The organism is Clostridium sp. YIM B02551 (genome assembly GCF_022324735.1).
Taxonomy (GTDB): Bacteria; Bacillota; Clostridia; order Clostridiales; family Clostridiaceae; genus Clostridium_T; species Clostridium_T paridis.
On sequence record NZ_JAKGTF010000014.1, the window covers coordinates 95,187 to 111,480 of the forward strand.

A 16,294-nucleotide genomic window follows, 5' to 3' on the forward strand; every position below is an offset into this window, starting at 1 on the left:
TTATCTAGCAAAAGGGTTTCCTCTTTTTTCAGTCATAATAGAAGTCTTAGGTCCGTGCCCTGGATAAACTATTGTATTATCATTTAGTACAAACAATTTTGTCCTAATGCTGTCTACTAACGTATCCATATCTCCACCTTCAAAATCTGATCTTCCTACGCTTAGGTAAAATAAAGTATCTCCTGCAAAAAGATGTTCACCATCTAAAAGGAAACACATTCCTCCTGCACTATGGCCTGGTGTATGTAAACACTTAATTTTATGTCCTGAAAAATCTATTTCTTCACCATCATTTAAGTATCTATCCGCTTCTGGAATTTTTCCGAATACATAGGATGAGCCTTGCATATACTTCTTCTCTTCTTCATTAATATAATGAGGAACTTTAAAAGTATTTTTCAGTTCAGAAACAGCGCCTACGTGGTCAAAGTGGCCATGGGTTAATAATATAAACTTTAATTTGGCTCCAAGTTTACTAATTATATTTACTAAATAATCACCCTGATCCCCTGGATCCACAACAAATGCTTCCTTTGTTTCTTCATCCATAACCAAATAACAATTTTCTTGTATATCTCCTACCGGGATAGTTTTAATTATCATAAACTTCCTCCTAAAAATCCTTTTTACTTTCTAATAGAAGAGTTACTGGACCATCATTAATTATCTCAACTTCCATATCTGCTCCGAATTCTCCAGTTTCAACTATTATACCTTCTTCTTTAAAGGCCTCAATAACTTTTTCATAAATGCCAATAGCTTCTTTTCCTCCAAGTGCATTTATAAAGCTTGGTCTTCTACCTTTTCTACAATCTCCATATAGGGTAAATTGTGATATTATTAGTATTTCTCCTTCAACATCCTTTAAAGAAAGATTCATTTTATCATCACTATCTGAAAATATTCTTAAGTTGACAACCTTATCTCTAATGTATTTAATATCTTCGTCAGTATCACCTTTTGTAATACCAATTAATACGTTTAGACCTACACCTATTTCTCCAATTATTTTTCCATCAACCTTAACACTACTTCTTTTAACTCTTTGTACTACAGCTCTCATTTACTTAACACCCTTTAATTATTCATTCTATATACGTCTAGAACACCTTTTAGTTTTCTAATTTTCCTCATTAAATCTTTTAGCTGATCAATACTGTCTATACTTACCTTAATATTAACTAAGGATAGATTTCCTTTTAATGACTTAGCGTTTACTGCATTTACTTTTATTTTAGATTCACTTAGAATTATCATTACTTCTGCTAAAATTCCCATTCTATCTTCAGCTTCAACTTGAATTTCAGCAGTATATGATTTACCTTTTGATGTTCCCCAACTCACTTCCACTATTCTAGTTTCTTCACTGTCCTTTAATTCAAGAACATTAGAACAGTCTTTTCTATGAACTGAAACTCCCCTACCCTTTGTTATATATCCAATGATATCATCACCAGGAACAGGATTACAGCATCTTGCAAACCTAATCATAAGATTACTTAGTCCCTTAACAGTTACGCCATAAGCCTTGTCATTTGCATGAACTTTCTCAGTTCTATTTGAATTATCCTCAATATTTTTATTTATATTTTCTAAAATATTTTTTTCATCATGTTCTTCTTCCTTTAATCTTGCAAATACAACAGAAGCTGACATAATGCCATTACCAACTGCTGCATATATATCTTCTTGTGAGTGCAAATTATATCTCTTAAGTAATCTTTCAAATAACTCACCTTTTGCAAGTTCAGAAAATACTAAAGATTGCTTTTTTGCTTCTCTTTCAATTAATTCTTTTCCTTTTAGAACATTATCGTCTCTTTGTGCTCTTTTAAACCATTGTTTTATTTTGCTCTTAGCTTGATTACTTTTTACCATACCAAGCCAATCTATATTAGGTCCTTTTGGAGCAGAACTGGTCATGATTTCAACTATTTGTCCCGTTTTCAAATTGTAGTCAAGTGGTACCATTTTCCCATTTACTTTTGCCCCAATGCATCTGTTCCCAACATCTGTATGTATTTTATAAGCAAAATCAATTGGAGTTGCATTTGCAGGTAAATTAATAACTACTCCTTTAGGGGTAAAAACAAAGATTTCATCTGAAAACAAATCAATTTTAAAGCCTTCCATAAATTCTTGAGCATCTGAGGTCTCTTTTCCCCACTCAAGCATATCTCTAAGCCAAGATAATTTTTGTTCAAAACTATCCCCTTTTGATGCTTCTCCTTCTTTATACTTCCAATGGGCAGCTATACCATATTCAGCTGTTTTATGCATCTCAAATGTTCTAATTTGTATCTCGAAAGTCTTTCCTAAGTGCCCTATTACTGTTGTATGCAATGATTGATACATATTAGGTTTGGGCATAGCTATGTAGTCTTTAAATCTGCCTGGTATTGGTTTATAAATCGTATGTACTATTCCTAATGCTGCATAACAGTCTTTAACTGAATTAACTAAGATTCTTATAGCCGTTAAGTCAAATATTTGTTCTATATTCTTATTCTTATTAACCATCTTTCTATAGATGCTATAAAAATGTTTAGGTCTTCCATCAATATCAGAATCAATTCCTGAACTAGAAAGTTTCTGCTCAATCTCATCCATTATTTGAGAAATATATGCTTCCCTTTCTTTTCTTTTTTCTGCGATTTGATTAACCAAGTCATAGTACTCTTGTTGATGTAAATATCTAAAAGAAAGATCTTCAAGTTCCCATTTTATTTTAGAAATACCTAATCTATGAGCAAGTGGTGCATAAATATCTAATGTTTCCTTAGCTTTTTCTTTTTGTTTCTCCTCTGGCATAAATTTAAGCGTTCTCATATTATGAAGTCTATCTGCAAGCTTAATTATTATAACTCTAATATCATTCGCCATCGCTAGTAACATTTTTCTTACATTGTCAGCTTGTTGTTCTTCTTTCGACTTATATTTAATTTTACCGAGCTTAGTAACGCCCTCAACTAGATCCGCGACTTCCTTATTAAACAGTCTCTCTAAGTCTGAATAATTATATTCAGTATCTTCAATGACATCATGAAGTAATCCAGCTACTATTGTATTAGTATCCATACCTAACTCAGCAAGAATAGAAGCCACATCTAATGGATGAATAATATATGGTTCACCAGATTCTCTCTTTTGCTTAGAATGGGCTTCTGATGCAAGATTATACGCTTTTTTAACTAGTTCTAGATCTATATTATTGCAATTTAAACTTATTTTCTCCAATAAATCCGTTAGCATATGGATTACTCTCCTCTAAAAAATAGAATTAAATTTAAAGGCTGGTATATATACCAGCCATATTTATCTATAATTATATAATATTGAATTTTGTTTTTCAAGAAAATTACACATCATATTTTAAAAGGCTTTGAATATCATATCCTTTTAGTTTATCTCTACCTCTTAATTCTTCTAATTCTATTAAAAAGTTTAAAGTAACGACTTCTCCACCTGCTTGTTCTACTAACTTAGCAACTGCTGCAATTGTACCGCCAGTAGCTAGTAAATCATCAACAATAGCTACTCTTTGACCTGGCTTAATTGAGTCTTTATGAATCTCTAATGCATCTTTTCCATACTCTAAATCATATTCTACCTTTACTGTATCCCATGGAAGCTTTCCAGGCTTTCTAACAGGTATAAATCCAATTCCTAATGCATATGCAACTGGTACTCCAAAAATAAAACCTCTTGCCTCTGGTCCAACAATTAAATCTATATTTTTGTCTTTTATATAATCTACAATTTCATTGATAGCATACTTAAAACTTTCTCCATCTTCAATTAGTGTAGTTATATCCTTAAAACTAATTCCTTCCTTAGGAAAATTATCAATTATCCTTACCTTTTCTTTTAAATCCATTATTAAATTCCCCCTATGAGATATTCTTATATAAAAATATTTGTTTTTTTTCTTTCAAAATTTAAGTATTTAACAATTTGTTCTGCCCTATCCATATCAGATGTTGTAAGTAATTCAACAATTATTTTTGCTGTATCCATTACACTAACTGAATTATTAACAGGTGTAAGTAAATTTATTATGCCATCTATATCTTCATCCTTAATGGACTCAATTTTAAGATACTCTAATATGGCTCTAAGTCCATAATTATTTGTTTCTCTTAAATAATTAAACCCTTCACTCAAGAATACTTTATTCTCACCTTGCTTTTCACATTTCTTAAATACACTACCTAGAAAAATCAAATCCAAATATCTATTAATACTATTCATATTATAATATATTCCAATAGCTTGCATCAATTTAAATGTTAATGCTGAATTTGATAAATTTTTGTATCTGTATGAACATCCTGTTTGATTTGGATTTATATAAATTGTATTATGTATACCATCAGTCTTAGAATTTTCCATTATTATTGTTTCAATTCCTAATGCTTTACTAAGTTCAACTTCCCTATTGCCTTTAAATCTACAACCTACAGTAATAAGAAGATCCGCTCCCAAAAAGTGAATTCTATTTTTGATATCCGCTTCTTGAATCAAGTGATTCTTATGTGAATAATCTTCTATGATATACTCTACGTCTGCATTTAAATATTTCAATAAAAGAATTAGTGAAGATAATGCACATATACCGTCAACGTCGCATAAACCATATACAAGTATCTTTTTACGTGAATTTATTGCATCAACCACTCTTTCAATGGCTCTATTCATATTTTTAATTATAAAAGGATTATAACCAGATATATAGTTTGGGCGGTATATCTTCTCCCACTGCTTGATCATTTTAAAATTCCTCCGTATTCATAGAAAACAACTATATTATAAATTATATTACGAGTTTTTACAAATATTTTTATAAAATTTAAAGATACCCCTAAATAATATGGGTAAATAAAGTGTTAATTGTAACTTCTATATATATATTATTCGTAATATTTGTCAAAAAATAAATAAGGATGGATAAAAAGTACTTTGAATGCATATTTTAGTAGATAGCATCAAAATACATTTCACCACCCTAGCTAAATATTATAAGAGTAATCCATCTTTCTAATTCTTATAATATAATTACATTTAACTATAAATAAACTTTAATTATAAAATACTCATGGAATTTTACACTCTAAAATTTTATTTTGAAGTTCTGTTTTTTAACATTACCCAAACTGGGCTAGCTATAAATATTGAAGAATATGCTCCACATGCCATACCTACTACTAGAGGAAATGCAAATTCTCTAACAGATGGTACAAACACATTAACTGCAGTAGTAGTTAATAATGTAGTTAATGTAGTATTAAGCGATCTAGTAAATGTTTGAGTTAAACTATGATCTGCAATTTCAATTGGAGTATTTCTTCTCATACTCTTTTGATTTTCTCTAATTCTATCAAATATTACTATAGTATCATTTATAGAGTATCCTATAATTGTTAGAATAGCTGCAATAAATGGTGAATTAACAGGAATATTAAAAATTGCATATATTGATAAAGTTATTAAAATGTCATGGAACAAAGCTATTATTGCTGCTATTCCAAATTTAAATTCAAATCTAATTGCTATATAAATTAACATCGCAACAACTGCAACTGCTAACGCTTTTATAGCACTACTTGTAAGTTCGTTTCCAATTGAAGGTCCTATTTCATCATGTGAAACAAGAGCATCTTGTTTTAAAGAATACTTTTCTGATAACTCTTTAAACATGTCAGAAACCTTAGTTGAGTCTAAACTTTTAGATTTTATCTCTATTTGAACCTCGTTAGCTGAACCATCTACAGTTTCAGAAACTGTATTTGTAACAGCATCCTCGGCATATTTTTTAACTATTGTATCTACATCACCTTTATTGAAATCCTTAGGCATTTTAATATCTACTTGTGTACCACCTTTAAAGTCTAACCCTAGGTTAAGTCCACCTCTATATATCATAAAGCCTGCACCAATTAACATTATTATTAATGAAATTGTAAACCAAATTTTAGTTTTTTCTATTATCTTAAGCATACTACTACTCCCCCCTCTTAACTCTGAAGCACCATAGTTTACTTAAAAGACCCATATTTGCTGCAAGGTTAACTAATGCTCTTGTTACAAATATAGCTGTAAACATAGATACTATAATACCGATTAATAGTGTAGTAGCAAAGCCTTTTACAGCTCCAGATCCTAAGAAGTACAGTACTAGTGCTGCTATTGACGTAGTTATGTTTGAGTCAATTATTGATGACATAGCATGTTTAAAACCTTCATTAATTGAACTCTTTATAGATTTACCTTTTTTAAGCTCTTCTCTTATTCTTTCAAATATAAGTACATTAGCATCAACTGCCATACCTACCGTTAACAAGAAACCTGCTATTCCCGGCAAGGTTAAGGTCGCATTAAGCCCTGCGAAACACGTTAAAACCAATGATGCATATAATATCAATGCTATACATGCTAAGAACCCTGGAACTCTATAATATAAAACCATTAGTAGAAATACTAATGCAAATCCAATAAAGGCTGCTTTTATTGCGTTAGGTAGTGCTGTAGCTCCTAATTGTGCCCCAACAGTCTTTACTGATGCTACTTTAACTGGAACTGGAAGTGCTCCAGCATTTATAATACCTGCTGTTTTTTTAGCTTCCTCGAAGCTTTTATTACCAGTAATTTGAGCTTCACCATTAGAAATAACACTTTGAACTGTTGGACTTGTTAATAATTGGTCATCCATATAAATAGATATTTGTTGACCTAAGTATTTTTGTGTTGCTTCCGCAAACTTTTGTTTTCCATCTTCATTAAGTTCTAGCCCAATTACAGGTTGATTTGCATTTTGTTGATCTGTATATACTGTAGCTTTTTTTACGTCTTTACCTGTAAGGATTACGTCTTTTGATTGGTTTGGAGCTATAAATTTTAACTCTCCTGTCTTATTCAAACTATCAACTATTGTCTTAGAATCATATTGTCCTGGAATATCTATTCTGATTCTCTTTTCCCCTTCAGTCGTAACAACTGTTTCAGATACTCCAACCTTATTAACTCTTAAGGATAACATTTCTTTTGTCTTATCTCTATCATCAGTAGAAACCTTATCTTCTTGCATTTCCATTAATACGGAAACTCCACCCTGTAAATCCAAGCCTTTAGTTATAGCTTTATCATAACTTTTATATTCCCAACCAAAAATTTTCGCACCAAAAAATCCTATATAGGTAAATAAAAATATAAAACCAACAAGCAATATAAATAATATTGTACTTCTACCTTTTGTTTTCATTTTTCTCCCCCTCAGTTTTTTTCATAATACCGTCGTATTATACATAATATAATTATATTTCTATAGAGAGCTCTATGTCAATAAATCCCATTTAAACTTTTGAAGTCATTGCTTTTAATGCTATAGCACATTCAATTCTCTTCTTTTGCATCTCACAACCAATTTCATAAGGAACATGTATATCTCCATTGAAATTAAAGTTATTCGCTTGACAACCTCCGCTGCAATAGAATCTAGCCCAACAATTTTTACATACAGGTTTTCTATATATGTTTGCTTTTTTAAATTCTGATGCCAGCTTAGTATCTAAATCCCCATCATCTATATTTCCAAGTAAGAAATCTTTGTTTCCTACAAATTGATGACATGGATAAACTTCTCCATCCGGAGTAACGGCTACATATTCAAATCCTGCACCACATCCAGAGATCCTTTTGTATACGCATGGTCCTCCATTTAAATCTATATTAAAGTGATAGAATTTAAATGAATCTCCTTCATTGTGTCTTCTAAGCATCTCTTTATATAAAAGATCATATTGCTCAAATATCTTAGGTAAGTCTTCTCTTCTTAATGAAAGTAAATTATCATCAGGTAAAACTACTGGCTCAACAGAAATTTCTCTAAACCCTTCATTTACAAGTGACATAACATCATTAAAGAAGTCAGTATTATTTCTAGTAAAAGTTCCCCTTACATAATATTGTTTTGACTTATCTCTTCTATCTACCATTTCTTTTATCTTTGGCAATATTCTTGAATAACTTCCTGATCCATCTTTTCTTATTCTTACTGCATCATTAACTTCTTCTCTACCATCAATTGATAATATTATGTTCCCCATATTTTTATCCAAATATTCCATAATTTCATCATTTAATAAAGTAGCGTTTGTAGTCATAGTAAATCTGATATTTTTATTAAATATTTTCTCTTGTTCTCTGGCATAATCCACAATTTCTTTTATTGCATCAAATACCATAAGTGGCTCTCCGCCAAATAAGTCTACTTCTATATTTTTTCTTGGTCCAGATTTCTTAATAACAAAATCAATTGCCTTCTTACCAATTTCAGGACTCATAGGTTTTCTATGTCCTTTATATTCACCTTCTTCTGCAAAGCAATATTTACATTTTAAGTTACAATCATGAACTACATTTAAACATAGAGCTTTTATATAGTCATCTTGGTCATCTTTTAAAGCAATGTCTTCATAGTAATCCTTAGTATAAAGAAGCTCTTCTTTAACTAATTCTTCCAAGTCTTCATATGCCTCTCTTATATCTTCTTCTGAATATACCCCCTGGAATTTCGCTATAACCTCATCTACTGGGGCTAATTTATCTACATCAATTAATAAATCGTAAATCAGCTTGTCTATAATATGAAGACTACCTGAATTAACATCTATTAAATAATATTCGCCATCTTGAGTAAATTTATGAATCAAACTCAATTTTTTTCCTCCTTACTGAAATATGGCAGTAACTAAGTTACTGCCACCTACTTTGTTTTATTAGTTTTCACAAGCTAAGTTAGCAACTGTACAAGAAGTCTTACATGCTGATTGGCATGAATTTGCACATTCCTTACAGCCTGGTTTGCATAAGCTATTCTTTAAGTTTGAACTATTAATTGTTTTAATATGTTTCACGTCGTACGCCTCCATTCCGATACAATTACTAGTTGATTATAACACATTTTAATTGCATTATAAAGAATTTTTATATATTTATTCCAAGCATGCCAGATAATATACCTATTGCCATGGCAAAAAATAGTCTATATACGTCAAAAGATACAAATTCTACTTTTCCTTTAGCTATCGCAGATACTATTCCTATAAAAACATAATATAGTATTGCAACAAAAAGTCCCACTAGCCATCCTTTCGACTGATTTTTTCTAGCTCCGTATACTCCGCCAAAGACTATACTTACACATGTAATTATTATGTAAGTAACATATAAATTTTTTTGAGATAAATCCAAGAAGTTCATAGTCAAAGCAAGTACCATAAGTAGAAATATGGTTAATAACAATGCCCTAATAAGTCCCCTTCCTGAATTTTTTACAACCTCTAAATTCATTACCACACCCCCTTCTATTTAGGGTTTAGTTCAACAACAATATTTTAATTCTTAAAAACAACTTCTCATGATTTCAAGAAATTTATTTTTGTCTCACATATAAACCCTTATTCACTATAAATATATGAACATAGGGGGCATAGTTATTACATTTCAGTTTCCTGATTTATTCTTGTTGATATTCCTTGTTTTGCAATTGTTATCTTAATTCCATCTGGCTCTATCTCCAAAATCAATGTTTCTTCATCTAATTGAGTTATGTTTCCTATTATTCCACCTCTAGTCATAACTTTATCACCTACATTAAGCGAATCTAACATTTCATTATAACTTTTTCTTCTTTTTCTTTCTGGTAATAGTAAGAATCCATAAAATGCAACGCAAATTATAACTAAAGTCAATATTTGCATTAAACCACCTGGCATATTAACTCTCCTCTCCTAAGCTCTTCCGCCCCATTTTTCTAATTTTTCTTTTTTAAACTCTGCAAAGTAATCTCCATCAATTGCTGCCCTTATATCTTCCATTAATTTATTGTAAAAATATAAATTATGTAGAACACATAATCTCATGGCTAACATTTCTTTAGCCTTAAATAAATGTCTAATATATGCTCTTGTATAATTCTTACAAGTTGGGCACTCACAACCTTCATCTATTGGTTTTTCATCTAATTCAAATTTAGCATTCATTAAGTTAATCTTGCCGTTTTCAGTAAATACATGGCCATGTCTTCCATTTCTTGCTGGTAATACACAATCAAAAAAGTCTACACCTCTTTCAACAGCTTCTAAGATGTTACTTGGAAGACCAACTCCCATTAAATATATTGGTTTATCTTCAGGAAGATGTGGCACAACTGCATCTATGATTCTATACATTTCTTCATGAGTTTCTCCTACTGCAAGACCACCGATTGCATATCCATCTAAATCCATTTTACTGATAGTTTTTGCATGCTCTATTCTGATATCATCATAAACTCCACCTTGATTTATACCGAAAAGCATTTGTTCTTTATTTATAGTATCATCAAGTGAGTTAAGTCTATCCATTTCAACTTTACATCTTTCAAGCCACCTAGTAGTACGCTCAACTGATTTTTCAACATATTCTCTAGGTGCTGGATTTTCAACACACTCATCAAAAGCCATAGCTATTGTAGATGCTAAATTGCTTTGAATTTGCATGCTTTCTTCAGGGCCCATAAATATTTTTCTTCCATCTAAGTGAGAGTTAAAATAAACACCTTCTTCTTTTATTTTTCTCATAGATGCTAGTGAAAAAACTTGAAATCCGCCTGAGTCTGTTAATATTGGTCTATCCCAGTTCATGAACTTATGTAAACCACCCAATTGTTTAACCACTTTATCCCCTGGTCTTAAATGTAAATGGTATGTATTAGATAACTCCACTTGGCACCCTATTTCCTTTAAGTCCATTGAAGAAACCGCACCTTTAATTGCAGCTAATGTACCTACATTCATAAATACTGGAGTTTCAATTACTCCATGAGGGGTTTCAAATCTACCTCTTCTTGCTTTTCCATCTTTTTTTAATAAAGTATATCTTTTAACCACAAACTTTTCTCCCTTCAAAATTATATAATAAGCATTGCGTCTCCAAAGGAGAAGAATCTATATTTTTCTTTTACAGCTTCCTTATATGCATTTAGAACTTTTTCCTGCCCTGCAAGAGCTGAAACTAGCATAATTAACGTTGATTCTGGCAAGTGGAAATTTGTAATTAATGCATCAATAACTCTATATTTATATCCTGGATATATAAATATATTAGTCCAGCCTGAAGCTTCCTTTACCATACCATTTTCGTCCCCGATAGTCTCTAGCGTTCTTGTAGATGTTGTTCCAACTGCAATAACCTTTTTGCCTCTTTTTTTTGTTTCATTTATTATATCTGCAGTTTCTTTTGAAATCATATAAAATTCTGAATGCATATCATGTTCTTCAATATTTTCAACCTTTACCGGTCTAAAAGTTCCGAGCCCAACATGAAGAGTTAAATAAACTATATTTACACCTTTACTTTTAATTTGCTCTAAAAGCTCTTGTGTAAAATGTAGTCCTGCGGTTGGAGCTGCAGCAGAACCTTTTTCTTTTGAATAAACAGTCTGATATCTTTCTTTATCTTGGAGTGTTTCATGTATATATGGTGGTAGTGGCATCTGACCTAGTTCATCCAAAACATTTTCGAATAAACCCTCATAAAAGAACCTTACTATTCTATTGCCATTATCTAAAACCTCTTGTATCTCACCTATTAATTTACCTTCACCAAAGGAAAATCTAGCTTTTGGTTTTGCTTTTTTACCTGGCTTTGATAAACATTCCCATAGATCATCTCCAACTCTTTTAAGTAATAGAAGCTCTATTTTACCACCAGTTTCTTCTTTTTCACCTATTAACCTAGCTGGAATAACTCTTGTATTGTTTAAAACCAATGTATCACCAGGCTCAAAATATTCAATAACATCATAAAAATGTTTATGCTTTAAATCATCACTATTTTTACCTAAAACCATAAGTCTTGAACTTGTTCTATCTTCAAGAGGATGTTGAGCAATCAACTCCTCAGGTAGATCAAATTTAAAATCTTCTACTTTCATCTATAACTACACCTTCTCTAGTCAAAAAATTTTGTTTGATTGTCCATTGCATTATTAATCTTTTTTCTTCCTAAATGTTTATAACTTTTATCTGTTGCCATTCTACCTCTTGGGGTTCTAATTATAAATCCTCTTTGTAACAAATATGGTTCATAAACATCCTCAATAGTACCTAATTCCTCTCCAACAAAATACGATAGGGTTTCAATTCCAACTGGACCTCCATTAAAGTTGTCTATTATGGCTTCTAAAATCTTATTATCCACTCTATCAAAACCTTCTCCGTCAACTTCTAAAAGTTCTAGAGCTTCCTTTGCATCTTGAAGATTAATTATGTTATGTTCCTTAACTTCTGAAAAATCTCTTACTCTTTTCAGTAATCTATTTGCAATTCTAGGTGTTCCTCTTGAACGTCGAGCTATTTCAAAAGCAGCATCATAATCTATATTACATCCTAGAATATCAGCACTTCTAATTACAATCTCCTTTAGTTCCTCATTGGTATAATACTCCATTGCTGCTAATACTCCAAATCTATCTCTTAATGGAGCTGAAAGCATACCAATCCTTGTTGTGGCACCTAATAATGTAAACTTAGGCAAATCAAGTCTTATGGATTTAGCTGCTGCTCCTTTACCTATTACAATATCCAGTGCATAATCTTCCATAGCAGGATAAAGTATTTCTTCAACACTTCTATTTAATCTATGTATTTCATCAATAAATAAAACATCATATTCATTTAATGATGTTAGTATTGCAGCTAAATCTCCTGCTCTTTCAATGGCAGGGCCTGAAGTTATCTTTAATTCTCCACCCATTTCCTTAGCAATTATATTAGCAAGTGTTGTTTTACCTAGCCCTGGGGGGCCATACAAAAGAACGTGGTCTAAAGACTCCCTTCTTTTCTTAGCAGCCTTTATGAAAATATTCATTTTTTCCTTAACTTTTTCTTGTCCTATATATTCGCTAATCCTTTGGGGTCTCAAACTATACTCTGATTGAACATCTTCTTCTATTTTAGATGTAGTAATAATCCTATCCTCCATAGTAATCCCCCTATCTCATTAGATTTCTTAAACAATCTTTAATAATATTTTCAATTGTTTGTTCCTTATTTACTAAAGATATTGCTCCTTTTGCTTCTTTTTCACTATACCCTAAAGCAACTAATGCTGTAAGCGCTTCATTAATATTATTAGCATAATCATCATTTATTGAGATTTCAGCCTCTCTTTCAATTAACTCGTCTGGTTTCAACTTATCCTTAAGTTCCAAGATAATTCTTTGAGCCGTTTTTTTCCCAATTCCAGGCGCTCTAACAATATGCTTTTCATCCTCTGTCATAATAGCATATTTCAAATTATTAACTGAGCTGATTGAAAGTAGTGATAATGCAGCCTTAGCTCCTACTCCATTTATAGTTAGTAAGATATTAAACATTTCTAATTCTTCCCTAGTTATAAAACCATATAATCCAATAAAATCTTCCCTTACAATTTGTTGGATATATATTAATACTTCATCCTCAATTTTAGGAAGCTTTGCAATAGTTGTTCCTGATGTATATACCTTATATCCTATACCGCCATTATCAATAATTATGTATTCTTTATTAAAACCTTTATAAATTCCTTTTATGTATTCATACATTATAATCACCTCAATATAAACCTAAATTATACTTTAGCATTTATTATGAGGTTTTTCAATTATGAAATTCCTTTATTAATAAAAATAGGAAAACCTTATTAATGGTTTTCCCTTTTTATATATTATGAAATAAATTCGCTTAATTTTTCTTCAGCTTCATCTTTTGTACTAAAAGAAAATACAAAGCTTGTAATCTTATTCCTATCTAGTTCATTTAATTGTGAGACTTTTTTGTAATCTCTAAACACATCTTGTTTCTCATCTTCAATGGTAGGATTTCCATTTGCATCTGCCTTGTAAATTGCAAAATATCCATCCTTTTCTCCTAAATAATACTTGTTAGGCGTAAGCTTTGATTCACTTATCTTATTAAAAACCATTTGTTCATCTTTCTCGGTTTCTAGAGTATAGTTATCTTTCTTAAGATCTTGAAGCAATGCTTCTCTATTCAAGTCACCTTCTATATTATTTTTACTCTTGTATTCTTTTAATGTAAGTGATTCTTCAACTTTATCTTTATTCTTTAATATTATTTCAACATCATCGCCTAAAATATTATTTCTAGCATCTGCAAGTTTTTTATTATCAATCTTTTCTTTTTCTGCTGCATTTGTAATTTCTATATATTTTGAAGCAATAGTATAACTAATAACAAAAACCCCTATTAAAAATATAATTGCTGTTACCACTAATGGAATCATTTTTTTCTTATTAAACATAATCTCACCTCTATTAGCGATTATGTCCATATTTTTCTAACTTATTCAGGCATCTTGACAATTATAGGATTTTTTTTACAATCCTCGTAACCTAATTTATATAAACTAATTAGCTTTTCTCTATTCTTAGTCATTCTCTCTACTTGAAGTTTTTCGCTTGGCCTTATAACTATGGCTTTACCTTCTTTTTCAAGTTTCTCTATTAACTCTAATTGCCTATTATATACTTCACTTCTGCTTTCAAGAGCTTTTAATAGATTAGGGTATTTTTTATATTTTTGCTTAACAAAAAAAGATACCTTTGAATTTGGCTTTCTATATCCAGCATTTCTTGTTAATACAACAACAAATTTATCATAACCATCTTTAATTGCCTTCTCTATTGGAAGTGGGTCTGCTAATGCACCATCTAAATATAGTTTATCCTCATAATGAACAATTGGTGAAATTATTGGAAGTGATGAAGAAGCTCTTACAATCATATTAGGGTCACTTGCTTCATTTTTTTCATAATAGCTAGCTTCTCCTGTCTCAACATCAGTAACTCCAATATAAAATGTAGATTCGCTTTCTTTAAAAGCTTTATAATCAAAAATTTCTAATTCATTTGGAAGTACATCATATATAAAATTCATTCCAAAAAGTGAACCTTCTTTTAAGTAATTTCTTAAACTTAAATATCTTTTATCCCTGATGTAATCTGCAAAAATCCTTTTGTTTCTACCCTTCTGTCCAGAAATATAAGAAAAAGCATAACTGGCACCAGCAGATACTCCAATAACATATGGAAATCTAACCTCATTTTCTAAAAAATATTCTAGAACACCAGCAGTATATACTCCTCTCATTCCTCCGCCTTCTAAAATTAATGCATGATCTTTCATTACTATTCCTCCTACTAAATACTGCGTCTATATATAATATACCAAATTTTTACGTATTAATCTCTTAAAATTATGTAAACTTAGATTTTGCAATGAAACTGATATAGGGTTTTAAGTTCAACTATTAACTTATTCATGCCTGAAAATGTCCAGATACCGACATTTTCGTTTCAAACAAGTATAAGTTAAGTTTCCTATAAAAAACCCTATAGCTCCACTTCAACTATTAATATCTTGACTTAGAAAGTTATGGGTGATAATATAAAAATAAATCAGAGTAAATTAATCGGAATTAAGAGGTGTTTTTATGAAAGAAAACTTAATAACAATAAATTCATTAAGTACAAAAGTTCAAGATAGAGATATATTAAAGTCTCTCAATCTTTCAATAAATAAAGGAGAAGTTCATGTAATAATGGGACCTAATGGTGCTGGAAAGTCAACCTTAGCCTATACCATTATGGGACATCCCAAATATGAAGTATCCGAAGGATCCATAGTTTTTGAAGGTGAAGATATAACTGAATTAAAGGTTAATGAAAGAGCAAAAAGAGGTATATTTTTATCTTTTCAAAGTCCAGAGGCGGTTCCTGGTATAACTGTTGAAAACTTTATAAGAACTGCAAAAAGTTCAATTGAAGATAAGAATATAAGCCCTTTCTCATTTAACTTTAAGTTAAGAAATAAGATGAACTCTTTAAAAATTCCTGAATCATATAGTGAAAGATATTTAAACGTTGGATTCTCTGGTGGAGAGAAGAAGAAAAACGAAATACTTCAAATGCTCTTACTTGAGCCAAAGCTTGCAATACTTGATGAAACTGATTCTGGTCTAGATGTTGATGCAGTTAAAATTGTTTCTGAAGGCGTTTCAATGTTTAAGAATGAAAATAACTCAATTTTAATAATTACACATAATACTAAGATTCTAGAACACTTAAAGCCTGATTTTGTTCATGTTTTAATAGATGGAAATATTGTTAAAACTGGTGGAGAAGAAATAATTAATGAAATTAATGAAAATGGCTTCAGTAGTTTTAAAACTCTTATAGAAAAGTAAGGTG

General features: G+C 30.6%; 18 protein-coding genes. 1 reads left to right on the top strand and 17 read right to left on the bottom strand.

Annotated elements, in window-relative coordinates; all coding sequences use genetic code 11:
• From L1S47_RS16625 to L1S47_RS16705, 17 genes are all read right to left on the bottom strand, one after another.
• Nucleotides 1-603, bottom strand: coding sequence for an MBL fold metallo-hydrolase (locus L1S47_RS16625; RefSeq protein ID WP_238884954.1), 603 nt, complete (start codon nt 601-603; stop codon nt 1-3).
• Between the two features lie 10 nt (nt 604-613).
• Nucleotides 614-1,063, bottom strand: coding sequence for a D-aminoacyl-tRNA deacylase (dtd, locus tag L1S47_RS16630; protein ID WP_238884961.1), 450 nt, complete (start codon nt 1,061-1,063; stop codon nt 614-616).
• Nucleotides 1,064-1,077: 14 nt separating this feature from the next.
• On the bottom strand, nt 1,078-3,252 hold the full coding sequence (locus L1S47_RS16635; RefSeq protein ID WP_238884963.1) for a bifunctional (p)ppGpp synthetase/guanosine-3',5'-bis(diphosphate) 3'-pyrophosphohydrolase: 2,175 nt from the start codon (nt 3,250-3,252) through the stop codon (nt 1,078-1,080).
• Nucleotides 3,253-3,358: 106 nt separating this feature from the next.
• A complete protein-coding gene (locus L1S47_RS16640; protein ID WP_202766496.1) occupies nt 3,359-3,877 on the bottom strand; it encodes an adenine phosphoribosyltransferase in 519 nt (172 codons plus the stop codon).
• Between the two features lie 26 nt (nt 3,878-3,903).
• Nucleotides 3,904-4,770: a DHH family phosphoesterase gene (locus L1S47_RS16645; protein WP_238884965.1), complete on the bottom strand. Its 867-nt coding sequence runs from the start codon at nt 4,768-4,770 to the stop codon at nt 3,904-3,906.
• A gap of 348 nt (nt 4,771-5,118) precedes the next feature.
• Nucleotides 5,119-5,997, bottom strand: a complete 879-nt coding sequence (gene secF, locus L1S47_RS16650; RefSeq protein ID WP_238884967.1) for a protein translocase subunit SecF — start codon at nt 5,995-5,997, stop codon at nt 5,119-5,121.
• A gap of 4 nt (nt 5,998-6,001) precedes the next feature.
• Nucleotides 6,002-7,258, bottom strand: a complete 1,257-nt coding sequence (gene secD, locus L1S47_RS16655) for a protein translocase subunit SecD (RefSeq protein WP_238884969.1) — start codon at nt 7,256-7,258, stop codon at nt 6,002-6,004.
• A 91-nt stretch (nt 7,259-7,349) separates the two neighbouring features.
• Nucleotides 7,350-8,714: a thioether cross-link-forming SCIFF peptide maturase gene (gene scfB, locus L1S47_RS16660; RefSeq protein ID WP_238884971.1), complete on the bottom strand. Its 1,365-nt coding sequence runs from the start codon at nt 8,712-8,714 to the stop codon at nt 7,350-7,352.
• Nucleotides 8,715-8,774: 60 nt separating this feature from the next.
• The gene (gene scfA, locus L1S47_RS16665) at nt 8,775-8,912 is read right to left on the bottom strand and encodes a six-cysteine ranthipeptide SCIFF (protein WP_202766501.1); all 138 of its coding nucleotides are present in this window, start codon (nt 8,910-8,912) and stop codon (nt 8,775-8,777) included.
• Between the two features lie 70 nt (nt 8,913-8,982).
• On the bottom strand, nt 8,983-9,348 hold the full coding sequence (locus tag L1S47_RS16670; protein WP_238884973.1) for a TIGR04086 family membrane protein: 366 nt from the start codon (nt 9,346-9,348) through the stop codon (nt 8,983-8,985).
• Nucleotides 9,349-9,494: 146 nt separating this feature from the next.
• Nucleotides 9,495-9,773: a preprotein translocase subunit YajC gene (yajC, locus tag L1S47_RS16675; protein ID WP_238884975.1), complete on the bottom strand. Its 279-nt coding sequence runs from the start codon at nt 9,771-9,773 to the stop codon at nt 9,495-9,497.
• Between the two features lie 15 nt (nt 9,774-9,788).
• Nucleotides 9,789-10,928 carry a tRNA guanosine(34) transglycosylase Tgt gene (gene tgt, locus L1S47_RS16680; RefSeq protein ID WP_238884984.1) on the bottom strand — a complete coding sequence of 380 codons (1,140 nt, stop codon included), beginning with the start codon at nt 10,926-10,928 and terminating at the stop codon, nt 9,789-9,791.
• A 20-nt stretch (nt 10,929-10,948) separates the two neighbouring features.
• Nucleotides 10,949-11,974 (bottom strand): tRNA preQ1(34) S-adenosylmethionine ribosyltransferase-isomerase QueA, encoded by a 1,026-nt coding sequence (gene queA, locus L1S47_RS16685; protein ID WP_238884986.1) that lies wholly within the window; start codon nt 11,972-11,974, stop codon nt 10,949-10,951.
• Between the two features lie 17 nt (nt 11,975-11,991).
• Nucleotides 11,992-13,023, bottom strand: coding sequence for a Holliday junction branch migration DNA helicase RuvB (ruvB, locus tag L1S47_RS16690; RefSeq protein ID WP_238884988.1), 1,032 nt, complete (start codon nt 13,021-13,023; stop codon nt 11,992-11,994).
• Nucleotides 13,024-13,033: 10 nt separating this feature from the next.
• Nucleotides 13,034-13,627, bottom strand: a complete 594-nt coding sequence (ruvA, locus tag L1S47_RS16695) for a Holliday junction branch migration protein RuvA (protein ID WP_202766507.1) — start codon at nt 13,625-13,627, stop codon at nt 13,034-13,036.
• Between the two features lie 122 nt (nt 13,628-13,749).
• Nucleotides 13,750-14,346: a hypothetical protein gene (locus L1S47_RS16700; RefSeq protein ID WP_238884990.1), complete on the bottom strand. Its 597-nt coding sequence runs from the start codon at nt 14,344-14,346 to the stop codon at nt 13,750-13,752.
• 41 nt (nt 14,347-14,387) lie between these two features.
• On the bottom strand, nt 14,388-15,230 hold the full coding sequence (locus tag L1S47_RS16705) for a patatin family protein (protein ID WP_238884992.1): 843 nt from the start codon (nt 15,228-15,230) through the stop codon (nt 14,388-14,390).
• Between the two features lie 307 nt (nt 15,231-15,537).
• Here L1S47_RS16705 and sufC point away from each other — a divergent pair, with 307 nt between their 5' ends.
• Nucleotides 15,538-16,290, top strand: coding sequence for a Fe-S cluster assembly ATPase SufC (gene sufC, locus L1S47_RS16710; RefSeq protein ID WP_238884994.1), 753 nt, complete (start codon nt 15,538-15,540; stop codon nt 16,288-16,290).
• The last annotated feature ends 4 nt before the right edge of the window (nt 16,291-16,294 follow it).